Source organism: Paenibacillus sp. FW101-FHT12H11 (assembly GCF_058790355.1).
Map to the genome: position 1 here is coordinate 169702 of NZ_JBYTCO010000012.1, position 23140 is coordinate 192841.

At 48.8% G+C, this 23140-nt stretch carries 19 protein-coding genes; 7 read left to right on the plus strand and 12 right to left on the minus strand.

Features of this window, described 5'->3' with window-relative positions; all coding sequences use genetic code 11:
• Positions 1-4: 4 nt before the first annotated feature.
• The 8 genes from AC3WTJ_RS32310 to desA all read right to left on the minus strand — a co-directional run bounded on the left by AC3WTJ_RS32310 (position 5) and on the right by desA (position 8735).
• Positions 5-1852: a cache domain-containing sensor histidine kinase gene (locus tag AC3WTJ_RS32310; protein WP_492525213.1), complete on the minus strand. Its 1848-nt coding sequence runs from the start codon at positions 1850-1852 to the stop codon at positions 5-7.
• Positions 1849-2889: a response regulator transcription factor gene (locus tag AC3WTJ_RS32315; RefSeq protein ID WP_492525215.1), complete on the minus strand. Its 1041-nt coding sequence runs from the start codon at positions 2887-2889 to the stop codon at positions 1849-1851. Before AC3WTJ_RS32315 ends, AC3WTJ_RS32310 begins: the two co-directional genes overlap by 4 nt.
• Before the next feature lie 91 nt (positions 2890-2980).
• Positions 2981-4564 carry an extracellular solute-binding protein gene (locus AC3WTJ_RS32320; protein ID WP_492525217.1) on the minus strand — a complete coding sequence of 528 codons (1584 nt, stop codon included), beginning with the start codon at positions 4562-4564 and terminating at the stop codon, positions 2981-2983.
• 159 nt (positions 4565-4723) lie between these two features.
• Complete coding sequence (locus AC3WTJ_RS32325; protein ID WP_315954420.1) at positions 4724-5605, minus strand: carbohydrate ABC transporter permease; 882 nt, start codon at positions 5603-5605, stop codon at positions 4724-4726.
• 18 nt (positions 5606-5623) lie between these two features.
• Positions 5624-6556 carry an ABC transporter permease gene (locus tag AC3WTJ_RS32330; protein WP_246238890.1) on the minus strand — a complete coding sequence of 311 codons (933 nt, stop codon included), beginning with the start codon at positions 6554-6556 and terminating at the stop codon, positions 5624-5626.
• 268 nt (positions 6557-6824) lie between these two features.
• Positions 6825-7124 carry a helix-turn-helix domain-containing protein gene (locus AC3WTJ_RS32335; RefSeq protein ID WP_492525219.1) on the minus strand — a complete coding sequence of 100 codons (300 nt, stop codon included), beginning with the start codon at positions 7122-7124 and terminating at the stop codon, positions 6825-6827.
• Between the two features lie 32 nt (positions 7125-7156).
• Entirely contained in the window at positions 7157-7519 is a 363-nt protein-coding gene (locus tag AC3WTJ_RS32340) for a type II toxin-antitoxin system RelE/ParE family toxin (RefSeq protein ID WP_492525221.1), read from the minus strand.
• Between the two features lie 184 nt (positions 7520-7703).
• Positions 7704-8735 carry a Delta(5) desaturase DesA gene (gene desA / locus AC3WTJ_RS32345; protein WP_492525223.1) on the minus strand — a complete coding sequence of 344 codons (1032 nt, stop codon included), beginning with the start codon at positions 8733-8735 and terminating at the stop codon, positions 7704-7706.
• Positions 8736-9004: 269 nt separating this feature from the next.
• Between desA and AC3WTJ_RS32350 the strand changes: the two genes are divergently transcribed.
• The 7 genes from AC3WTJ_RS32350 (at position 9005) to AC3WTJ_RS32380 (ending at position 16952) form a co-directional block, all read left to right on the plus strand.
• A complete protein-coding gene (locus AC3WTJ_RS32350; RefSeq protein WP_492525225.1) occupies positions 9005-9679 on the plus strand; it encodes a response regulator transcription factor in 675 nt (224 codons plus the stop codon).
• A 3-nt stretch (positions 9680-9682) separates the two neighbouring features.
• Entirely contained in the window at positions 9683-11119 is a 1437-nt protein-coding gene (locus AC3WTJ_RS32355; RefSeq protein WP_492525227.1) for a HAMP domain-containing sensor histidine kinase, read from the plus strand.
• Between the two features lie 43 nt (positions 11120-11162).
• Positions 11163-11948, plus strand: coding sequence for a DUF3919 family protein (locus tag AC3WTJ_RS32360; protein ID WP_492525229.1), 786 nt, complete (start codon positions 11163-11165; stop codon positions 11946-11948).
• 24 nt (positions 11949-11972) lie between these two features.
• Complete coding sequence (locus AC3WTJ_RS32365; protein WP_315954415.1) at positions 11973-13007, plus strand: ABC transporter substrate-binding protein; 1035 nt, start codon at positions 11973-11975, stop codon at positions 13005-13007.
• A 98-nt stretch (positions 13008-13105) separates the two neighbouring features.
• Positions 13106-14764 carry an ABC transporter permease gene (locus AC3WTJ_RS32370; protein WP_492525231.1) on the plus strand — a complete coding sequence of 553 codons (1659 nt, stop codon included), beginning with the start codon at positions 13106-13108 and terminating at the stop codon, positions 14762-14764.
• 17 nt (positions 14765-14781) lie between these two features.
• Positions 14782-15861: an ABC transporter ATP-binding protein gene (locus tag AC3WTJ_RS32375; RefSeq protein WP_492525233.1), complete on the plus strand. Its 1080-nt coding sequence runs from the start codon at positions 14782-14784 to the stop codon at positions 15859-15861.
• Between the two features lie 80 nt (positions 15862-15941).
• Positions 15942-16952, plus strand: coding sequence for an extracellular solute-binding protein (locus tag AC3WTJ_RS32380; protein WP_492525235.1), 1011 nt, complete (start codon positions 15942-15944; stop codon positions 16950-16952).
• A gap of 718 nt (positions 16953-17670) precedes the next feature.
• Here AC3WTJ_RS32380 and AC3WTJ_RS32385 read toward each other — a convergent pair.
• The 4 genes from AC3WTJ_RS32385 to AC3WTJ_RS32400 all read right to left on the minus strand — a co-directional run bounded on the left by AC3WTJ_RS32385 (position 17671) and on the right by AC3WTJ_RS32400 (position 22937).
• The gene (locus AC3WTJ_RS32385; RefSeq protein ID WP_492525237.1) at positions 17671-19197 is read right to left on the minus strand and encodes a DHA2 family efflux MFS transporter permease subunit; all 1527 of its coding nucleotides are present in this window, start codon (positions 19195-19197) and stop codon (positions 17671-17673) included.
• Between the two features lies 1 nt (position 19198).
• Entirely contained in the window at positions 19199-19744 is a 546-nt protein-coding gene (locus tag AC3WTJ_RS32390; RefSeq protein WP_492525239.1) for a helix-turn-helix transcriptional regulator, read from the minus strand.
• A 147-nt stretch (positions 19745-19891) separates the two neighbouring features.
• Positions 19892-21019: a glycoside hydrolase family 88 protein gene (locus AC3WTJ_RS32395; RefSeq protein ID WP_492525241.1), complete on the minus strand. Its 1128-nt coding sequence runs from the start codon at positions 21017-21019 to the stop codon at positions 19892-19894.
• 22 nt (positions 21020-21041) lie between these two features.
• The gene (locus AC3WTJ_RS32400) at positions 21042-22937 is read right to left on the minus strand and encodes a heparinase II/III domain-containing protein (protein WP_492525243.1); all 1896 of its coding nucleotides are present in this window, start codon (positions 22935-22937) and stop codon (positions 21042-21044) included.
• Positions 22938-23140 lie beyond the last annotated feature (203 nt).

Consider the following 23140-nt stretch of genomic DNA (forward strand, 5'->3'; position numbering starts at 1 on the left):
TCCATCAGTTCCGCATCTTCGGCCGTGCCGTCTCCGGCATCGTCATCGTCAAGCACGAGCCGCGTCCCCACTCGCTGTCGACCGACAACCCGTAAGCCTCGCCGAACACCATCTGTATGCGCCGATGCACGTTCATAAGGCCAATGCCGCCTCGCCGAGGCGAGCCGTTCTCTTCCGGCTCCGCCAATCGGTTCTGCTCCAGCTTCTTCCGCAGTTCCTCAAGCCGCTCCGGCTTCATGCCAATGCCATTGTCCTCCACAAAAACTTGGAACAAGCCGTTTTCCTTCTTGGCGTTGATACGGATAAAGTGATGCGGCTCCACGCCGTCCGGAAAAGCATGCTGAAAAATATTTTCAATCAATGGCTGCAGCGTCAGCCGAACCATTTTCTCCAGCAGCAGATATGGCGGGATTGCCACATCAATTTCGAACTCTTTGCCCGTCCGATGCTGCAAAACAATCATGTAGTTGCGAACATGGTTCAACTCATTGGCCACTGTAATTTCTTCCAAATTGGTCTGAACGGAATAACGGAGCATGAACGCCATGGCTTCCACCATCTCGGTGATTTCCGTTGAATCCTGAACAATGGCATAACAGTTAATCGTTTCGAGTGTGTTATATAAAAAGTGAGGATTAATTTGCAGCTGCAGCGACTGGTATTCCGCCCGCTGCCGCTCCAGCTTCGTCTCCCCTAGCTCCAAGGCATTTTTCTGCTGTTCCAGCTCCGCCTCGTAGACCCGCTCAATCATATCGGAAAGGCGCGTCACCATCAGGTTGTAGCTGTGAATAAGTCCGCCGATCTCGTCCGTACGGCCGGATTCATCAATGTACTGCCAATTTCCCTTTTCCGTTTCTCTCATACTGTCTTTCAACCAACGAATCGGCGCAATAATCGAACGCCCGAAACGGGTTGCCAGCCACAACGCAATGGCCAGGGTAATCAAACCTACACTGATTGTTGTCGTTCGAATCGTATCAGCTGGCCGTCGCAGCTCGTCAACCGGCATGGAAGCAACCAGATTCCAATCGGAGTAACCGGATTTGCGGGACACAAACATGCGCTCCTCACCGTCATATTTGTAAATGAAGGTCTGGTTGCCGCTTGCCAGCACATGCGAAGCCAAATCGTCCTGCGGCTTGCGCTCGCTCATTGAACGAGGGTAGATGTAGTTTCCAGCATCGTCTATGATGAAAAAGAAACCCTTTTTCCCCAGACTCACCCGATCCCACGTCTTCGCCAGTTCATCCAGCTTGATCTCGATGGCGACGACCCCGCGATTGGCATCCCCGTAAGAAGGTCCCCTTACTTTACGTGCCATCGTCACGACAGAGCCCTGATCCACCTCGCGAATACTCATATTCAGCAGCGAGATTTTGCCGTCTACCGGCGTCATTTTCATCAAATAATCATACTTTTCTTTCACCAGTACGGGGTCGAAATTCAGCAAATTCTGGTTTTCATAGATGACTGAGCGCCCATGCTGGCCAACCGCATAAATCATGTTCAACTGTTTATATAACGTCACAACGGAAATGACCGAAATACGTGCAAATTCCTTGATCTTTTCGCTGTAAACATAGTACTCGTACGAATCATCCGGCTTGATTTCCATAAATGCGCGCACATCCGAGTTGGAGGAAAACGCGTTGCTGAGGAGCTCGTAAGCCTGCAAATAACTATCCGTCTGATAGTTGGCGCTATCGATCATTTGCTCCATGTATTGCTTCACCTGGCCATCGAGCGCTCTGGAAGACTGCACATAGGAGAAAGCGCCAACCGATACAAGGGAGAGCACAATCACAATGAGAAAGTTGGAAAAAATTTGCCGTGACAGCGTCTTGCCTCTCATGTACGAATCCCCATTTGCTGGCGATACTCGGATGGAAGGCAGCCTTCATACTTCTTGAATGTTTTCGTAAAATGCGGGTGGTCAGCGTATCCGACTTCCCCCGAGATATCCGTAATGCGCCATTGCGGCTGCTCGAGCAGCTTTTTCGCTTTTTCCATGCGCCTGCGTGTGCGGTACTGCACGAACGTTTCCGATGTGTTTTGCTTGAACAATTGGCTGAAATACGAAGGGTTGAGTCCGATGAATTCAGCCACTTCCTCTAAGGAAACCTCCTCTGCGAGGTGCGTCTCCATGTATTGCTTCGCTACCTCCACAGGATCTTTCAACTTCCCTTTCCGCTTATTCCTAAGCTCATCCAAGTGGCCGTAGACCGCACCGGTGAATCGGAGCCAAGCCTCCTCTTCGCTGGCAGCGCCGGTTAAGGCAAGCTCGCCTTGCATGAGATAAACATCGCGCACATTCAAACGTTGGTGCAGCAGGGTATGAATTTCCTCCAAAATATCGAGAAGCCGGTTCAGCTTCAGTTTATAATCTTTGAGCTCTGTATAAATTTCTTCAAGCAAGCTGTCTAATTCCGCCTGATGCAGCATCCAGACCGCATGCTCCATGCGGCTTGCCCATTGTTCCAGCTTCGTTACAGCAACGAAAGATTCGGAGCTTACCTTGGACCTGGTACGGATCAGCTTCTCCAATACGTTCTGAAAACCTTTGATATTTACAGGTTTCAGCAAATACTCTTTAACACCATAAGAAACACATTTCTGGGCATATTCAAAATCGCTATACCCGGAAATAACGACAACCTGGATGTCCGCATCCATTTCGGCAACGCGGGCGCACAGCTCCAAACCGTCCATTTTGGGCATACGAATATCGGTAAACAGGAAGTCGGGTCGATCCTCTTGAATCCGCTGTAAGGCGACAACACCATTCTCAGCCGTTCGCAGGCTTTCGATCGGCAGCTCCGATTGTTCGACTAGCTTTTGTAATCCTTTGCGTATCATCGGTTCGTCATCGACAATGAGGATGCGGTACATGAGGCGGCAGCTCCCTTCTTACCCTTCTGAAATGCCCGCTCCCCACGCGCTGGTGTGCTCGTGAGGAGTCGGTCATGCTCAATGCTTGAGCTTATTTACGCGGCATCGACACAGTCGTACCGGAATCTTTGCTATTGAATTTCTCTGTAGCTTCCTTGATCACTTCGTTGCCGCCTTTGGACTTCCACTCTTCCAATACTTTCGGCCAATCGGAGATCGGCTCTTTGCCGTACACCATTTTGACCATGTGAGAAAGAATAACAGGTGGCGCTTGATCGGACAGCGGAGAAATATCAGGATTTTTCATTAAGGACTCCAGGCGCGGCTCGAAGTTGATACCATCGCGTCCTTCATTTTTCAAAGTCGTATCGTACACATTCATTAATTTCTTGCCATCTTCTGTCATACTAAGTGTGCCTTTATTATAAGTTGTATCTTGAACCAACCACAAGAAGGATTGGCGGTAACGCTCTTCATCTACACCAGCCGAATCTGTCGGCGATTTGTAGTCGATTTTGCCGTCTACTGTTTTGTACGTGTCGCCTTCGATACCGAATGTGAAGAATTTCTCAGCTTCGTCAGACATCATCCAATCGTAGAACTGGATAATCTGCGCAGCATTTTTCACATTTTTGTTGATGAAGTAAGCACGCGGCGCAGGTCCATACAAGTAGTGTCCGCCTTTACCGTCCGGTCCTGTCGGAGATGCGATGATTTCGATATCGCCCGTAGGCACCGTCGTTTTCAACTGTGTTTCCCATTGCAGCATTTCATTGGCATTCATGGACCACATGCCTGCTTTACCGGCGAGGATTGTGTTTTTAAATACCGTTGCGTTGATGGTTGCGAACTCTTTGTTGATTAAGCCTTCGTCGAACATCGTTTTGTACGTTTGAAGCGCTTTAGTCATATTCTCTGTATCGAAAAACTTCGGCAAAATTTGATCGCCGGACTTCTCAAACATGGAGAGGTATGGATAGACGTCATAAGCTCCGAAGAAGGAATCCGCATATTTAAAGTTTTCGCGACCCATGTAAGGGTTCTCAACGCCCATTTCTTTGAACTTGCGAAGTACAGCCATGTACTCATCGACTGTTTTCGGCACGCCTAGACCGGCCTTATCCAGCAAGTCCTTACGAACGAAGATCGCGCGGCGGGACGGGTTGGACAAATACTCTGGAATCGCATAGATTTTACCGTTGTATGTTACGTTATCCCAAGCGTCTTTCGGCACTTTTTTCAGCAAATTCGGACCGTACTGCTTCAACAAGTCGTCCAGCGGCATGAATACGCCTGCTTTCACGGAACCCGCCATTTCTTTCCCGTTCACACCGCCGCTGCCTTGAACAACATCAGGAATGTCGTTGGTTGCAAACATTTGGATCATTTTTTGTTCATATTCTTTGTGCGGAACAAGCACGATATTCAAATCGGAGTTTGTTAATTCTTCGAGTTTCTTTACCCATTTGTCTTGGTTGATATCAGGAGACTTCTCCACGTGCCCGAATGCCAGTGTACGCAAGGAGATGGAGAACTTCGTTTTTTCCGCCGGCTTTGCGCTAGCTCCGTTAGCTGCCGGACTGGTTGCCGATTGTTCTGCTGGCTTGGAAGAGCAAGCTGCCATCGTAGTGGCCAAGAGAACTGCGGCCATCGTCGTGGGAATCCATTTTTTCATTTCTACCCCTCTTTTCATTTCGCTAAAATATGACCTCATGCACACTCATTGTAAAAGCGTTTACAATTTGTCGATATGGGCTGTCTTTAGTTCGAATTGTCTTTTTTTTAGAATGTTGTTAAAACTCGCCATCTCATACATGATTTCACAAATGATTCCTTATGATTTGACGGAGCCTACCATCATCCCTTTGACGAAATGACGCTGCAAGAACGGGTAAATCAGGATAATTGGGATCGTCGCGATAATGATCGTCGCCATTTTGATCCCCTCCGGATCCATATGAGCCAGTCCGCTAAATTGAGATGAGTTAGGATCGATACTGATATCTTCGGATACAATGAGCTGGCGCAGCTTCACTTGAAGCGGCCATAGCGCCGGTTTGTTGATATAGTAGAGCGCGCTTTGATACGTATTCCAGTGGCCTACGGCATAGAAGATTCCAAGGGACGCCATAACCGGCTTGGACAGAGGAAGCACGATGTTCCAAATCATTCTGAGCTCGGAACAGCCGTCGATCCGGCCGGAGTCAATCAATTCGCTAGGGATCTGCAGGAAGAACGACCTCATCACGAAAAAGTTAAAGGCGCTGATCGCACCTGGAATCATAAGAGCCCAAAGCGAGTTCGTCAGATGCAAGTTTTTCATCAAAATAAAGTTAGGAATTAATGGTGCTGTAAAGACCATTGTAATTAGAACCATAATCACAACCGCGTTGCGTCCGGCATACTCGGGGCGCGACACCGGATAAGCCAGTGAAGCTGTTGCAATCAAGTTGATGAGCGTGCCCACTACCGTAATATACACGGTTACTCCGAAAGAACGCCAGATAGCCGCGTCGCTAAACACATATTGGTAGTTGATCGCTGTAAATTGCACCGGCAGGAACAAAACCTTGCCATTCACGATAGCTTGAGATGAACTGAACGATTGAGCCAGCACGTTTAAGAACGGCAGGAGCATCGCCAATGATAGTAGCGTTAGAAATACGACGTTAACTATGTTAAAAACTTGCCAACCGGCTGTCGGCTTACGATTCATATAGCGTTCACCTCCGTCTTAATACAAGCTTTCACCCGTTGTTTTTTTGCTGAGCACATTACCCGTTACGATAAAGATGACACCTACTACTGCTTTGAAAAGACCGATGGCCGTTGTATAGCTGAACTGTTGGCCTAATAATCCCGCGGTATAAATGTAGGTATCCAGAATTTCACCATTTTCTTTATTCAGCGGATTCAAGAACACGTATACGCGCTCGAAGCCGAAATCTAAGAATTTACCAATGTGCAGCAGGAACAAAATCATAATGGTTGGCAGCAGCGATGGAAGCGTGATCGAAATGGTTTGTCTCCACCGATTGGCACCGTCCACTTCCGAAGCTTCGTATAGATCCGGATTAATTCCCGCAAGCGCTGCCAAATAAATAATCGTGCCGTAACCCGAATCCCGCCAAATCCCTGACGAGATGAGCACCGTGCGGATCCAGGATTCTTCGCCCAAGAAGTAAATTGGTTCAAACCCCAGCCAAGCGATGAAATGGTTTACCGCGCCAGTCGAAGGGGAAAGAATACCGATGGCAATCCCGCTCACGATAACCCATGACAGGAAGTGAGGCATGTATACGACCGTCTGAAGAACGCGCTTGTACAGCACAACGCGCAGCTCGTTAAGCAAGAGAGCCAGGATGATTGGCGCAGGGAATGCAAGCACTAAATCGTAGATCCCGATTAAGACGGTATTTTTCAAAATTTTGATAAAATCATAATGGGCAAACATCCGTGTAAAATGTTCAAAACCCACCCACTTGCTTCCGGTGAAGCCGTCAAAAATGTTGTAATCCTGAAAGGCAATAACTGAACCTAGCAGCGGTACATACTTGAAAATAATAAAATATAAAATACCCGGAACTGATATCAAATACAGCGCCCTATACTTCCAAAACGTTCGCAGAAAGGACTTGCCCTTTTTCGTCTGCGCACGCTTATTCATCTGTTCTACCGCTTGCGCGCCTACCGCCATCATCTAGCCCCCCTCACTATTTCTTCGTCGATGTTATACCCCTATGGTACCTTGCTAAAGCGCTTGCAACAATGGAATGTCTTTTCACCGACTTGTGTTTTTTTTAGGTTGTAAGCCGTGCTTGTGCGTTGGCAAAAACGCATACAACAAAAATAAGGGGTAAGCTTCGCTTCCCCCAAACCATATAAAGTAGCAAAACCGGCGCTAAAACCCGCCAATTTCATCACTCCGATTATTTTTACGCATGTGCCAATTGGTTACCAGTCGCAGCCTGCTCCTCGATCTCAATCAAGGCCATATTCATTCCGAGAGCAATGGCTACTTTAATTAAAGTGTCTACTCTAGGCAGCTGTGAACTATTTTCTAGCCGTGCCACTTGTGATTGAGTAAGCCCAGCTCTTTTGGCAACCTCCTCTTGGGTAAATCCAAGTACTTTTCGGCGTTTTACTATATCAGAGACCATACGTGCCATTTGTCTGATTGCTTCCGTTTCAATCGTGTTTTCTCCAATCTCTTGCATAAAATCATCAAAACTCATGTTCATCTCCATCCCTTCCAATAGTTGACGAATCAACGCCTGCGGTTATTCCACTCATCTCTCAACTGAATAGCTTTCCTAATATGTTTTGGCGGGGTTTTCTGCGTTTCTTTTCGGAAATGGTTTAACAAAACGAATCTGCCTTCTTTTGCTTGAAAAAACATGACTCTATGTTTATCTGGCCGCAACTCCCAAATGTCCTCAATCATGTGTTTGGCTATTTCCTCTGATACGTAAGTACCCTCTAGTTTTATACGTTCTATGCAATAATGAATTTGATTAAGTATAATTCTGGCATCCTTAATTCCTTTGTCTTTACGACCTTTTAGTTCTCGAAGCCAATCTTTCAATTCTGAATTCCCATCCGAGTCTTCATAAATATCGATTTCATACACTGGTCAGTTTGGCTCCTTTAGTGTAACATCCTCTATTCTTTAGAATTATGCCGTTTATGATATAAATTATACCGTAATCGGCATAATCCCACAATAGAAACGCCTCCAAAAATCACCAATAAAAATACAAAAAAAGCCAACAATCAAAGTAGAATTTCCACTTTAACCGCCAGCTTTTCAACATTTAGTCCATTTCCAACGTTTTGACGAGGCCTCTCTTGACTTTTATAGGCTTCAAATCCTTGAAACGGATGAATTTTTTCGTGTCTTCGCACCAAATACGGAACTTGAGCGATTCCAAGCTTGTCATCAGCGTAATCGTCTGCACGTTGCGCAGCACAGCGTTTTTGTTATGAACCTTTTCCAAGTAATAGTTCGGAACTCGCGGGCTCAGATGATGAATATGGTGAAACCCGATATTCCCCGTGATCCAGTGCAGCACTCTAGGCAGCTTGTAAAAAGAACTGCCATGCATCGCCGCTTTGACATAATCCCACTCAGGTTCATTTTCAAAATAAGTCTCTTCATAGTTATGCTGCACATAAAACAACCAAATCCCCATCATGCCGGAAACGAAAAACATCGGACCTTGAATAAGGAGCACCGACTGCCAGCCAATCGCCCAGCACAGCAACGCTAAACTTCCCACGATACTAACATTGGTGATATACGTATTCATGCGTTCTTTCATTCCCGCACGCTTGCGGTTAAAACGATAATCTATAAGAAAAATGAAGATCGGTCCAATGATGAACATGATCAGCGGATTGCGGTATAGCCGGTAGGTAAGCCTTTTTTTCCATGAGGATTTCTGATATTCATCAACCGTCAACGTCCAAATATCGCCTACACCTCTACGGTCCAAATTACCGCTGGATGCATGATGAATAGAGTGCGTGTAACGCCACTGATGATATGGCACGAATGTCAGAATTCCTGTCAACGTACCGACAATTTCATTCGCCCATTTATTTTTGAAAAATGATTTGTGACAGCAATCGTGGAAGATGATAAAAATGCGCACCAAGAAGCCGGAGGCGATAATGTCGATCACAAGCGTAAGCCAGATCGAGACCGAAAGGCTTAAATAGGCGAAATACCATAAAGCAAAAAAGGGAATTAACGTATTCATAATTTGCCATAGGCTGTGTTTCATATGCGGTTTTTCGTAGGGCGCGATGTCAGAACGCCACCCGTTTTTGTCCTCATGCTTCATTCCGTTTAAAACTCCTTCTCTCCACATCGTGTCGGATCTGATTTGTTGTCACCTGTTGTAGTACGTTGCAGATTAAATTACGTTCCCTATTACGGAAAGAAATGTTACATTGCACTCTCATCATACGGTTGAAAACGCTTTTTGTAAAAGGCAATATAAGTCAATCGTATTTACATAGCTCGTCTGTTGTGTAGAATGTATACACATAGATGATCCCTAATCAGAAATGCCTACGATACGCAAAATGCTGCCGGAAAGGAACTTTCCAAATGACGATATTAATTATTGAAGACGATTCCAGCATTCAAATGCTGCTCAAATTAAGCCTTGAAGTTGAGGGGTTTCACCCTATCGTAGCCGGCACCGTCGCCTCCGGTCTCGAAGTGCTCGCTTCGCAGCCGATCGATTTGATCTTGCTGGATCTGATGCTGCCGGATCAGTCGGGCTTTGAACTTTTGAAAACGCTGCAGCAAGCTTATAAAGACATACCCGTCATCGTACTCACAGCGAAAAACGAAATGAACGACAAAATATTAGGCTTCCAGCTCGGCGCCGATGATTATTTAACCAAGCCCTTTGAAACGCGGGAGCTTATCATGCGAATTCGGGCGGTTATGCGCCGAATGACCCCGGATACCGCTACACATGCGGCTGATATCCTCCAAGCCGGAGTCATAGAGATCGATCGGAATGAGCGGTCTTTGAAAGTGGCGGGCCAACTCGTCAAAACAACCAGCAGAGAGTTCGACTTCCTTTGGCTGTTATGCAAAAATCCAAAGAAGGTGTTTACGCGAGAGCACATTTTGGACCAGGTATGGGGGTTCGAATACTACGGACAAACCCGCTCCGTCGATATGATGGTAAACCGGCTCCGCGAGAAAATGAAACCCCACGATCATGTGCTGGCCACGGTTCACGGAATGGGCTACAAGCTGGAGGTTTAAGCCATGAAGCTGCGCAATAAGCTGTTCATACAGCACACAATTACGATTATCATGCTGCTGGCCGCGATGTATGTGGTCGTCAACTATACGCTAAGCAAAAGTATGATTGAGCGGGATACCCAGACGCTTAGCCAATATTACGACCTTCACCGCATCGAGGCGTTAAAAATTGTAAACGATAAAAAAATTAGCATCGAGCAGCTTTTTTCCGGGACATATGCCCCGCTGATTGCCTCACATCTTGCCGCCAACAGCAACTTCCAAGTCCAGCTGTTTGATCCGGAGGGCACCATTATCGGAGATAGCGGCAATAGAGAGGATCTGGTGAAGCGGAGCGATATCGACGCTGCCCTCGCAGGGCAAACCGCCACCGTCATTACGGAAGGTGAGAACAGCAAGATGCTTATCTATGCCTCTCCCTTTCTTTACGAAGGCAAAATTGTCGGCGGGTTCCGCTATCTGCTCGATTTAAACAAACACGAAGAAACCCTGTCCGCCATGAGGACCTGGTTTATTGGCGTCGCGCTGGGCTGCCTGCTTGTCGCTCTGCTCGCGAGCTACTCGTTCTCTTTCTTCATCATGCAGCCGCTGCATGCCTTGCAGCAAGCTTTGAAGCTAGTAACCGTAGGCGATTTCAGCCGAAAAATAACCGTACGCAGCCAGGACGAGGTGCGGGAGCTGGCCGATGACTTTAATCAAATGTCCGAGGCGCTGCAAGAGCATATCGAGCTGCTCCATTATGAGCAGAGCAAGCAGAAAAAATTTTACGACAATGTCACACACGAGTTGAAAACGCCGCTAACCTCCATCATCGGTTTCTCCGATCTGATTGATAAAATGGAGCGTGTCGAAGATATTCGAACATGCAATGTATACATCCGCAAGGAAAGCACGCGACTGCTGCAAATGGTCGAAGAGCTGCTGCAATCGTCGCTCAAAGGCGATGAGGCTTGGCGGGTGCAGCTTGAGCATACAGATTTGGCTGCGATCTTGACAGATAGCTTGCGCATTTTGGAGCCTACACTGCATAAATCCGCCATTACGACTGCTGTACAAGTAGTACCGTGTGAGGTATACATGGATCCCAAACGTACACAGCAGGTTTTGTTCAACGTCATAGAAAATGCAATCAAGCATAGCGGCTGCACGCAGCTGAACGTACGGTTGGAGCAGCAGGAATACCACTGTCTCGTGCGCATTACCGATAACGGCAAAGGCATGGACGAAGAGGAAACACGCACGTTGTTCCATCCTTCTGCCGAAAAAGCCGAGCGGCCTGTATCCGCCCACTCACACGGGCTTGGGCTGCTGCTTTGCAAGCAATTGATGGAGCTGCAAGGTGGCGACATCACCGTGCACAGCCGTGAGGGAAGCGGAACGGAAGTCATTTTGAGCTTCCAAATGGAACCTGTACGCCCTCAAGGTCTGTTACAAAATTGATACAAATCAATGATTTTTCTGAGATAAAAGGAGAGTAATCTACATGCAAGAGGAGAAGAAAGGGCTTTCATGGTTGCGTCTCATCTTATTGCAAATCGTAATTGGTTGTACGCTGATCGGCATTTTTGCTTATGTATTCCGAATCGGCGTCGATGAAGTTCGAACGGTTCCGAAGGACCCGAACAGCCGTGACATGTTTGACGGCGTTCCCATGAGCATGAATATCACGTACCCGGGTATCGGCACCATCTCGATTGATGATCCCAAAGAGTTGATTGCGTGGAAAGCTTCGTTCACACGTTTATTAAACGGCAGCGGGCAGCCCACTCGTGCAAACGCTTCACGGCTGCTGCTAACAGGCTCCATGGCCTACTTGGATCAAGAGGATGTGCCTTTTCAAATCGGGACCAGCGGCTTCCGTTTCGGCAGTGACTTGGTGAACTCGCTGGATACTAGCGCGGAGATCCGCAAACTGCAAAACATGCTGATCGACAAAACGCTCACCGCAGAAACGGTCGGCAGTGTGATTGCCAACCCCGTGCATCAAGTATTTCGCTTGCAGGACGGTGTTCTTGCTGCGTTATCCGAGAAGGATCGGACTGCGCTGACGGCACAGATGCGAACGGCGGTCCGGTTGATCGACTTCAGCCATTTTGACTTCATGGCGGAGCGCCCGAGCGCTCACTATGTTGTACAGCTAAAGGATGAATCTTCGAGCGGGAAGCATTGGCTGCATATCGATCTCTATGATAACGCTTACTTCATCGTGTTCGATTTGCTGGACGAAACCAACCATAAAGCCTATTTCAAGTTAAGTGACGCCTCCTAACCTATCGAGGGGATGGTTGATGAAATGGCTAGAAAGAAAAGTAACAGCTCCGTTATGATTTTATCCGTTATTGTTGTCGTGCTTGTCGCAGGATTCTTCCTGTACAAGTCTGGTGTTTTTGGTGGGAAAGCGAAAGGTAAAATTACCGTATATTCCATTTTCCAAGAAGAAGAAGCGCGTAAGATTCTGGATAAATTCAAGGCAGAGACCGGAATCGATTACGACGTTCTTCGTCTTCCGAGCGGTGAAGCCGTGACACGCGTTCAAAATGAAATGGGCAAACCCCAAGCGGACTTCCTCATGGGCGGCCCGGCAGATTCGCACGAAGTATTGAAAAAAGCGGGCGCACTGGAGAATTACATTTCCCCGAACGCCAAAGATATCCCGGACAACATGAAAGATAAAGAGGGATCCTGGACTGGTTTTTACCTGAATCCAATTGCTATCGGCATCAACGAGCAGCGTTGGAAAGAGAAATACGCTACTGCGCCTTATCCGCAGACGTTCCAAGAGCTGCTTGACCCTAAATTTAAAGGCGAAATCGGCATGTCGGATCCGGCAACTTCCGGTACCGCTTACACAGCCGTTGCCTCCCTGGCGCAAGTATGGGGCAAAGACAAAATGCTGGACTATGTAGCCAAACTGCTGCCTAACCTGAAAGAAAGACCGAAGTCGGGGATCGAGCCGATTCAAAAAGCGGCTAAAGGAGAGTACACCATCGGCATCACCTTTCTTGGCGACCAGCTGAAAATGAAAAATCAGGGCAGCCCGATTATTTCGATCGTTCCGGAAGCCGCAGGCTATGAAGTTGGCGGACTGGCGATTGTCAAAGGCGGCGCAAACACTGAAGGCGCCAAGAAACTCATGGATTTCATGCTAACGAATGAACCTGGACTTCTTTATACCGAATCGGCTTTCGCAAGCTCCGTGAAACCTACGGTACCGATTCCAAAAGGCGGTATCGATATCAAAACAACCAAATACAACACAAGCTACAGCTTATGGAAAGCTGCCGAGCAGCGCAAAGAGCTGCAGGACGCGCTCAAGAACCTCAAATAAGAAAGCGTTTCCGGGACATTGGTGCCGCAGATACCCAGATCTTCTGCGGACCAATGCCCATCTAAACCAAGAATGTGGAAGGCGGTCGTGAGCCCCTTATGATTATAGAAAAAAAAGGCATGGGCACCTCGATCAGCAAGCTGGTGAAAGATCCCTCCTCGCTGATCCTCGTACTCATCAGTTTCGCCGTACTCTGTCTCTTCGTCATATATCCGCTTATTTACGTCATTGCCTTGCCGGGAGCGACGGATTGGACGACCTTCTTCAGCAAAAGCCGTTACGGCACCGCCCTGCTGAACACGGTTGTCAGTTCCTCCCTTTCCGCACTAACGGCAACGGTTTGCGGTTTTATTTACGCTTATTCGATTCATTACAGCAACATTGCGGGGAAAAAGTTTTTCCGGTTTATCGCCTTTCTCCCGATTCTTGCGCCTTCCGTTATGACCGGCCTCGCCTTCCTGCTTCTATTCGGCAGAGGCGGCATGGTGTCGCAAACACTCAAAGCTTGGTTCAACGTCGAGCTTGATTTATACGGCTTGCCGGGCCTCTGGATCGTACAAACGATCTCGTATTTCCCGCTTGCCTACATGACCATTACCGGCGTTCTACGCTCCATATCGCCTAATCTGGAAATTGCCGCCCAGAACTTGGGGGCCCGCGGGTTCAAGCTTTTCCGCACCATCACGCTCAAATTAGCGCTGCCGGGCGTTATCAACGCGTTCCTGCTCGTGGCGATCAACTGCTTTGCCGACTTCGGAAATCCCAAGCTGATTGGGGGCAACTACTCCCTTCTGGCTGTTGAAATTTACGGAGAAATCATTAATAACGAGCCCGGCCTCGCGTCTGTAATGGGCGTCATTCTCGTGATTCCCGCCTTGATAGTTTTCGTCATTCAAAGCAAACTGCTGTCCAAGGGCTCCTATTCCACAATAACCGGAAAGCCCGTTTCCGGACTAAACCGAGTCAAAACGTCCCGCAAGACGGACATCCTTTTGTTTATTTTTAATAGCATTATGGCGCTTTTCATCCTGTCGATGTTCGCCATTACGATCTTGTTCGCGTTCACGAAGAACTTCGGGAGAGACAACACGTTTACACTCAGCCATATCACGAAAATGGTGTTCAACCCTTCCAGCCCCGCTGTTCTCAACAGCTTGGTGCTATCGCTCATCGCTTCTATTCTAGCCGTCGGCTTCGCCTTAGTGCTGGCTTATGTCGTAGTGCGCAAGCCTTTTCCAGGTAAAAAAATGCTCGATTTCACGGCCGTTCTCCCCATTGCTTTGCCAGGGACATTCGTGGGCTTGGCCTTGATCGTTGCCTTCAGCAACGGGCCCATCATGCTTCAAGGCTCCGCTATCTTGATTATCGTAGCCATGCTGCTTAAACAAATGCCTGTTGGGTATCGGGGACTCACCGCCTCCTTCAAGCAAGTAGATAAATCCATCGAGGAAGCAGCGACCAATCTCGGAGCAGACAGCCGCCGCACACTGACAACCATCGTGTTTCCAATGCTGCAAAAGACCATTGTCGCCAACTTCGTCTACGCTTTTATGAAAAATATGAATACCTTAAGCACCATTGTCTTTCTGATTACGCCCAAATGGGTCGTCGCCGCCGTATCGATCTTCAACTACGCTGAGACCGGGACCTACTACTGGGCAGCCGCTGTAGCTGTCGGATTGATGGGAACTACACTCGCTACGCTCGGTGTAATGAAGCTTATTTTCCGCTCGAAGGTTAAAATATTTGATTTCTAGATGAGGAGTGAAAAATGATGAGTACACAAGTTTTATTGGATTTAAAAAATGTCAGTAAAGTGTTCGGCAGCAACCACGTGCTCAAACAGATCGATTTGCAAATCGAACGGGGAAAGTTCATTACGTTTCTCGGACCTAGCGGATGCGGCAAAACAACACTGCTGCGCTCCATTGCAGGATTTTACACCATAGATGAGGGTGAAATTAAAATAGACGGCCAGCTCGTCAACGATCTGCCTCCCTATAAACGCGGAACGCCGATGGTGTTCCAAGAGTACGCTTTGTTCCCGCACATGACCGTGTTCGATAATGTCGCATACGGGCTGGATATTCAGAAGCGCCCTGAAGCGGAAGTACAAGAACGTGTAAAGACGGCCATGGCCAAAGTAAAGTTGACTGGCCTGGAGGAGCGCTACCCGCACGAAATGTCCGGCGGTCAGCAGCAGCGCGTGGCTATGGCCCGTGCACTGGTCATGAACTCCCCGATCATCCTGCTGGATGAGCCGCTCAGCAATCTGGATGCGAAGCTGCGTGAAGAAGTCCGCGTGGAACTGCGCAGCATTCAACAAGAGCTTGGATTAACCGTCATCTACGTAACCCATGACCAACTCGAAGCTTTGTCGATGTCCGACTCCATCGTTGTTTTTAATAAAGGTGCAATTGACCAGTACGGTACGCCGCATGAGATCTACTACAAACCTCGCACCCCTTATGTCGCCGATTTTATCGGTACAACCAATTTTGTTGATGCTACTGTGCGCGAAGTGAAGGGTGGTACTACCATAGTGGAATATGGCGCGAGCGGCCGCACAGCCAGCGTAACGACGGATGAGGCTATTGTTCCAGGCGAAAAAGTACTGCTTAGTATTCGTCCGGAATCCATGCGGATTAATACGCCGGAGGCCGGCAGCTTTGTCGTTAGCGGCTTCGTGAAATCATCGATGTTCCTCGGGGAGAAAGAGCGGTATTTCATTCTGGACAATAATATGAAAGAATGGATTGTTGATGCGTATGACATCGGATTAACCAGGTTTCAAGGGAATGTCACGATCCATGCCAGTGATGATAAAATTCATTTAATGAAGATAAAGGAATAGGACATAAATACAACTAGCAGCTTGGCTGAAAAAGGAAACTTGAGTTTCCTTTTTTGGCTGTTCAGGAGGGATTTTGCAGCATGTGGAAAAAAAGTTTGCTCGTGCTCCTAGCGGGGGTCGCCGTTTTCCTTGGCTTTCGCTTCATCGGGGAAAAGAAAAGCAACCAGCCGCTCAAAGTGTATGTGATCTTCCAGGAAGATGCCGGGCGGATTCTGCTCGAAACGTTTAAGGAAAAAACGGACCAGTCCTACGACATCATCCGGATGTCGAGCGGCGAAGCGAGCTACCATCTGCTGACGCTGGGTAAAACCGGCATCGACGTGGTCCTTGGCGGCCCTGCCGATTTGCATGAGCAGCTCAAAAACAAAAGCAAATCCCTTCGCTACTCTCCTGCAGCTGCAAGCAGCATTCCAGCTACATACAAAGATGCCGCAGGCTACTGGACCGGCATGTACATGGGGGCGCTCGCCATTGGCGTGAACCAGACCGTCTGGCAGCAGGACCCTCAGCTGAAGGGTCTGCCGCTGCCGCAGAGGTACGAGGATCTGCTGCGCCCCGAGCTCAAGGGCAAGATCGAGATTCCCGACCCTGAGACGTCGGGAACCGGCTATACGCTGCTCGCTTCTCTCGCCCAGCAGCGCGGCGACGGCGAAGCGATCGCTCTGATGCAGGCGCTCAAGAAGCAAAGCGCCTCCATGACGTTCGCCGGCAACACGAGCGCGCAGCATCTGGCGGAAGGCGAGATGGCGGCGGCCGTCTCGTTTTTGAGCGATCAGCTGCGCTTCAAAAACTCCGGCTACAACATCTCCTCCTTCATCCCGCCACAGGCCGGCTGGGAGATTGGAGCCGTGTCGATTCTGAAGGGCGGCAACAACACCGCTGCGGCTAAGCAGCTGGTCGATTTCATGCTGTCCCGCGAGGTGCAGACGGATTATATGAACACCGCCTTCTCTTTTCCAGTGGCGCCGGATATTCCGGTGAACCCGCTCCTTGCGCCAGTGAAGCTGGAGAATCTGCTTGCCACCTACCGCTTCGATCTAGCTGCTCAGCAGCATGAGAAGCTGCTGAGCGCTTGGCGAACGGCAGAGTAACGGAGGATGAGCGCCTATCTGCACAACATGCAACAGATGAGGTTTGGCAACTCCCTGCTCCTCTTTGTTGTACTTTGTGCAACAAAATGCGCCCCAATTGGCCTCTGCCCTTCTCTATGTTGTACTAAGTACAACATTTTCAGCTAAAACAAGCTGTTTTGGGGCTTTTGGGGTCAAATCATTGTATTTTGTACAATGAAGAGTGGATTTACATGGCATACACCTCATTTATGTTGCAGAAAGTGCAACGAGGACTGACGCTGGCCTCCTCAATTGGGGGCTGATCCCGTTCTTGAGTGCCCCCCTTCTCCGTTCCATTGGACGATTTCCAATGAAACCTGCATGTATTGGGGCAAATCCCCCTTTTCATTGGATGAATTCCAATGAGGTACCTTCAAACCCTGCTAAATTAGCCCAAAATCGAACACTAGGTTGGATTTCATCCAATGAGAGGTGCTTTTTGACCAGCTAAATCGTCTTTTCGTTGGATTCTATCCAACGAGGCGAAACTTCGAAACTCTCCAATCTGCCCCCCACTCACTATTCACCACTCTCTACTCACTCCCCGCTATTTACTACTTATCACTTGCTCCTTTCTCACCACCCACACCCCACCTCACGCCAAGTCATAAACAAGTAAAAAAGCCGCCAGCCCAAGCAGAATATCTGCTTCAAGCTGACAGCTTTATGACTTATCCCTCACCATGCGGGAAGCATTTTACACATGAACTGGGCTGGTTTCCTGCTTCTTCTTCGTGGCTTCAAGTCTGCTTGAACCTACGAACATGGCTGTAACGAAGCCAATAATACCTACGCAAATGCTGAGGATGAAACCGTGATTAATTGCAGTTGCCAATGTACCTTGCAGAAACTGACGGATTTCCGGCGGAATCGATCCGCCTGCGTGCATCAGCAGCTCAGGATTCGCCAGCGTGCTTATTTTGTCAGCGGGAATGCCAGCTTTGGCCGCACCATCTGCTATCAGATGACTCAAGTTATTATTGACAATGGTGGACATAATCGACGCACCCATGATTCCGCCAATGCTACGCCAAAAGCCAACGATGGAGGAGCTGACTCCCATGTATTTAGGGTCAACATTGGCGGCGATGGCACTCTGTGCAACGCTCATTAAGGGTCCGACTGCACCAATTCCAAGCAGAATCATAAGGGCGATCATATACCCGCTAGAGGCGGTCGGCCCAACTTTGGTCAGCAACAATGCAACAACAATCGTCATCGTCATACTAACGAGAAGCAGCGGACGGAAGGCGAATTTGGACTGCAAAAAGCCGAAAAGAACAGCACCGCAAATAAGAGAGGCCATCATCGGTGTCAGCACGCCATTAGAGTTGGTGTGACCTAGGACAGCGACGGAGAAAATAGGCAGATAGGTGATGGCAGAGAACATCAGCACGCCTTGGCAGAAGACGATGATGCTGGTTCCTAGCACCATTTTGTTCTTGAAAATGCTGAGTGGAAGGACCGGCTCGGCAGCCCGTTTTTCAACCAGAATAAAGAAGATTGCAAAAACCACCGACACAGCGAACAAGCTAATTTCCTGCCACGAGCTCCAAGCGTAATCTTTCCCGCCCCATTCCAGCGCCAGCATGAGGGAAACAGTTGTGATAATGAGAAATAAGGTGCCAAGATAATCAATTTTCGGTTTGCGTTCCGAACGTGTCTCTTTCAACGCAATGATCAAAACGAGCATTGAAGCCAAGCCAATTGGCACGTTGATATAAAAATTCCATCTCCAACCTAGATGTTCGGCAATAAAACTGCCCAGCTGTGGACCCGCTACGGAAGAAAGGCCGAAAATCGCTCCGAAAACACCAGACATTTTGGCAGCATCCTTCGGATCTTTAAAAATGGTATAGATAATCGTGAAACTAATGGGCAGCAGCGCGCCAGAACCAATTCCCTGAATGACTCTGAACAAAATGAGCTGATCCACGCTTTGCGCCATCCCGCATAAGGCCGAACCAACCAGAAACAGGCCGATTCCGATTAGGTAAAACATTTTTCTGCCGAATAAATCCGACATTTTTCCAAATACTAGCATGGTACTCGTCGCCGCCAGCATATATGCGGTAAATACCCAGCTAATTTTATCAAACACTTTGAAATCCTCACTTAGCCTACTGATGCAGGAAGCCACAATTGTATTATCCAAAGATGACATCAATAAACCTAACGCCATGGCTAAAATGATCAGCTTCTTATTTGAGCCTGAACCATTCATGTTAATCCCTCTCCTCTTGCTCTATATGATCTAAATTTCTAAACCGCTCTAGGCCTTCAGTAATCATCGCCAACTTAGCTTCATAATTCTTCATACCGATCTGAATACAAATGACTTGCGAAGGCTTCATCTCATCCTTATATAACGCACACATGTCTTTCAATTGATCTAACTGCGCCATACTGTGAATCTGCTCTTTCTCCAGCCACTCGATGATCTTGTCATTACCCACATGTTCGCCAAAAAATAGCCTCATCAGGAAATCCGACTTCACATTCTCCCCTTCAATTGGGCTGTACAAGTATTCGTTGAACTGTTTCTTCCCTTTCTCTGTGATGGTGTAAACATTCTTGTTCGGCTTCCCGTCCTGCACGATGCTTTCCTTCGTGAGCAGTTCATCCTTCTCCATTCGGTGAAGTGTGGGATAGATTGTTCCGTAACTTGAGCTATAGAAATAGGAATATAACGTTTCGAATAATTGTTTTATTTCATAGCCAGTTAACGAGCGATCCATTAATGTGCCTAAAATGACGTCCTGACTGTTCATGTTGAAATCTCCTCCACAAATGCTTTTATTTTATATTTCGATTGTTAATATATCATAGCGATATATGATGTGTCTATATATGGGTAACTACAAACAAAAAAAAGCTGCCCAAAGTCATCTCTGACCTCAGACAGCTTAATTGAAATCCTACCAGAACAACTCCCCATGCCCTAATAGCCGGGATAAGCCTTCAACAAAGTAATAATCGCCGTAAATCAGCGGCACATCCACGTTCTTGCCTTCCGGATAATGGCTCGTGCCATGAAGGATCAGGCCTTCCTCCGTCTCTGAGTCCCACGCGCCGTAGTTCGTGTATAGCGAGTGCAAGATGCGCTCACCCGCTTGACGGTACAGGCTGCTCTCTTGGCCGCTAACCTGCTCTGCAATCAAAAGCAAGCCGCAGGCCGCACATGCACCCGCCGACGTATCGCGATAATCCGTGATTCCCTCCGGCAAACGGAAATCCCAATGCGGCACATGATCCTCCGGCAAGTTAGCCATGAAAAAGTGCGCTGCGCGCTTGGCGGCATCCAAATAGCGCGCATCTCCCGTATGGAGATGACTAAGCGCCATGCCGTAAATCGCCCACGCCGTGCCGCGCGACCAGCCGGAGTCAGGGGCGAAGCCCTGCCCGCCTTTCACTTCGAGCTTCTCGCCCGTGTGCGGATCAAAGACCACGATATGGTTCACAGAACCATCCGGGCGAATGAAGTGCTTTAACGCCATGTCGGCATGCCGCACGGCGATGTGCGAGTACCGCGGGTCTCCGGTCGTCCGGGAGGCCCAGTGCAGCAGCGGCAGGTTCATCATGCAATCGATGATGGCCCAGCCGGCATTGTCCTCGCCCTCGCGCCACGGGTTCCACGCGCGGATGTAGTTGCCCTGCACGTTGAAGCGTGCAGCGAGCAAATTCGCCGCGAGCAAGCCGCGGCGCTTGGAATCCTCCGCGCCTAACAGCTTGTAGCGCGCAACGCTCGTCAGCGTCCACATGAAGCCGATATCATGATCCAAGCGGTAATAATCCGCGATGACTTGATCGAGCTGCGCCTCACAGGACTCAGCCAGCAGCTTCAGCTGCCCGTCTTGCGTGTCGCGGTACAACAGCCACAGCAGTCCCGGCCAGAAGCCGGCCGTCCACCAAGACGCTGGTTCCAGTTGGTATTCGCCCTTCACGCTCGCATGCGGGAAGCGGTCTCCGATTCTTTGGCTTGTCTTTGCTACTTTGTGAACGGTCTTGTCCCAAGCTTCTTGAACCCAATGTAGTGAAGTACTCATGCGGTCACATCCTAAGTTAATTTTATTGAAATGCCAATCTAAACACAGCATGAACATTTAGGTTTGAATCGGACAATACGCCCGGCTTCAATTTGAAATCAAGCGCATAACATGTCTCCGGCTGATCAAAATGATTCACGTGATGGAGAGTCTCGACCTCCCAATCAAACAGGTCCCCATCATAAGAAACGAAAACCCGCGCTTCTGCCGATGCCGCTATTAAAATTCGCCCATCCTCCGCTTGCTGCGGGCGATGCCAGGCCATAAAGCGTTCCACAACTGCTTTTGGAGCATGTGCGAATTCGTAGCTGTCCGTCACCTCTAGCGTTGGCGGCTCTGTTTTATGCCAAGTAAATCGACGTACAAGCTTGCTAAGTTTCTCTGAAGCATACGCACTGGATATTTCTAATGCGAAATCATCCTGCTCCTCATTGCTGCTATACTCCAGCACCTCTGCCCGATGCTCCGCCCCCGTTTGTTGATATAAGCCGTCAATAATCGGTACAGAGTGGCTCTGCGAGCCGTTGCACAAAATTTCATAACGCTCCGGTCCAAAATATTTCCGCGAATATTGCCCGCTCCCCAGATCCGGAAGCAGCGTTTCGCCTTGCGCATACAGGATGAAATGTCCGATGTCATTATGATTATGCGGTTCATTATTATGCCCGCCTTTGGCCGCGAAAACATAAGCGCCCTGCTCTTGAAGCTGTCTGGACACCAGCCACTGGGCATCGGGCAAATAGTAAGCCGCCGTTCGCCAAGCGCTTTCCTCGATGTCCTCTAAAGACCAGAGCAAATTCCTTAACGCAGGAGCCCATCTGCTGCAGTGATCATCACGGAAACCTGCGCGCAGCAACAACTCGGGATGCTCCATTTCCGGATAAAGCTGCTTCAGGTAGCCGCTTAATCCCATAAAAATCCCCGCCTCCCCTTGCGAGTCGGAGAAATTCACAACCTTCCTCCCGTGGAGGAAGGTTTTTTGCTGGAACAAGGCCACCTGCCGCACCTTGTCCGCCTGGAACCAATTGACGGCGCCTCCAGTACGCCGCAAGATCAAATCAGCAGCATAGGTGAAGTAGCCGAAGCCGTACTGCCAATACATGTACCCTTCGGTACATGCTCCGTCTTCTTCGAAGCCGCTGAGGTACGAAGCGAGCGCGGGAAAAGCTCGCTCCAACACCGCGGCGAGCTCGTCCTCGTCCTGCAGCGTGTAAATCGCTGCAGCAGCAATGGAGCCTCCGCAGACGGAGGCCCAGTTGTGAGTCGCGGTCTCCCAGTGGCTGGGAGCCTGCGTCACAAAGGGCCGCAGAATGCGGCGCAGCACTTCTTCGCGGATGCGTACGCGGAGAAGTTGCGGCAGCGCGTCGCCGAGCAGCGCGCTGATTTCGCTGAGCGCGAAGGCTGTCTCCGCCGCGAAGAGATCAATGGTGAACGACTCCGTGGAGTGGTTCACGAGCCCATCCGCCGCATATTGCGCCTCTTCGGCGGACCTCATTTCCGGCCCATGCAAAATATGCGCAGGCAAACACCATGTATACTCATCCAAAATGGACGAAATTGTATCAGAAAGCGCATCCAAATAGGGGCTGTCCACCCCATCTAACCAAGCTAATAAACCAAATGTCGTCAATCGGTTGCGACGGCGGAAGTACACAAGCTCATATTCCCTTCGAGAGCCCGTTGTCGAGAATAAACGAAACAGGGAGTACGTTAGCTCAGGCATCGTCTCTAGCAGAAGCTTGTCCCCTTCTTCTCGGATCTCCTGGATCAGCTGTTTACTTTCCTTGCCTTGCAGTAAGCGCGCCTTTACTTGCAGAGATGTTTCCTCCTGAAACAACAGTTGTGAAGGGGTATTCGACGCAGCTAGCAGGGCTGCTTTTACATTTTCCAAGTTCAAGTTGTCTACAGATATACTCATCGTAACTCGACCCACTTTCCCATGTCATGTGAAGGCAGTTGGCCTTCCGTACTTCCTGGATCTTACCATTTACAAGCTACATATCTTTCATTATAAAGAATTAGAGACCATTCGTTAGCCTGTTATTTTGACTTTTTTGACTATTATCTTGACCTGTTTGGCACTATGGCGCAACATGGTAGAGAGATAGGTATAGAGACTAG

Coding starts and splice junctions, on each gene's coding strand:
- AC3WTJ_RS32320 (WP_492525217.1), bottom strand. CDS start 4,564: ATGAAAAAATGGATTCCCACGACGATGGCCGCAGTTCTCTTGGCCACT.
- AC3WTJ_RS32365 (WP_315954415.1), top strand. CDS start 11,973: ATGGCTAGAAAGAAAAGTAACAGCTCCGTTATGATTTTATCCGTTATT.
- AC3WTJ_RS32335 (WP_492525219.1), bottom strand. CDS start 7,124: ATGAGTTTTGATGATTTTATGCAAGAGATTGGAGAAAACACGATTGAA.
- AC3WTJ_RS32370 (WP_492525231.1), top strand. CDS start 13,106: ATGATTATAGAAAAAAAAGGCATGGGCACCTCGATCAGCAAGCTGGTG.
- AC3WTJ_RS32375 (WP_492525233.1), top strand. CDS start 14,782: ATGAGTACACAAGTTTTATTGGATTTAAAAAATGTCAGTAAAGTGTTC.
- AC3WTJ_RS32380 (WP_492525235.1), top strand. CDS start 15,942: ATGTGGAAAAAAAGTTTGCTCGTGCTCCTAGCGGGGGTCGCCGTTTTC.
- AC3WTJ_RS32325 (WP_315954420.1), bottom strand. CDS start 5,605: ATGAATCGTAAGCCGACAGCCGGTTGGCAAGTTTTTAACATAGTTAAC.
- AC3WTJ_RS32330 (WP_246238890.1), bottom strand. CDS start 6,556: ATGAATAAGCGTGCGCAGACGAAAAAGGGCAAGTCCTTTCTGCGAACG.
- AC3WTJ_RS32310 (WP_492525213.1), bottom strand. CDS start 1,852: ATGAGAGGCAAGACGCTGTCACGGCAAATTTTTTCCAACTTTCTCATT.
- desA (WP_492525223.1), bottom strand. CDS start 8,735: ATGAAGCATGAGGACAAAAACGGGTGGCGTTCTGACATCGCGCCCTAC.
- AC3WTJ_RS32315 (WP_492525215.1), bottom strand. CDS start 2,889: ATGTACCGCATCCTCATTGTCGATGACGAACCGATGATACGCAAAGGA.
- AC3WTJ_RS32350 (WP_492525225.1), top strand. CDS start 9,005: ATGACGATATTAATTATTGAAGACGATTCCAGCATTCAAATGCTGCTC.
- AC3WTJ_RS32360 (WP_492525229.1), top strand. CDS start 11,163: ATGCAAGAGGAGAAGAAAGGGCTTTCATGGTTGCGTCTCATCTTATTG.
- AC3WTJ_RS32400 (WP_492525243.1), bottom strand. CDS start 22,937: ATGAGTATATCTGTAGACAACTTGAACTTGGAAAATGTAAAAGCAGCC.
- AC3WTJ_RS32390 (WP_492525239.1), bottom strand. CDS start 19,744: ATGAACAGTCAGGACGTCATTTTAGGCACATTAATGGATCGCTCGTTA.
- AC3WTJ_RS32395 (WP_492525241.1), bottom strand. CDS start 21,019: ATGAGTACTTCACTACATTGGGTTCAAGAAGCTTGGGACAAGACCGTT.
- AC3WTJ_RS32385 (WP_492525237.1), bottom strand. CDS start 19,197: ATGAATGGTTCAGGCTCAAATAAGAAGCTGATCATTTTAGCCATGGCG.
- AC3WTJ_RS32355 (WP_492525227.1), top strand. CDS start 9,683: ATGAAGCTGCGCAATAAGCTGTTCATACAGCACACAATTACGATTATC.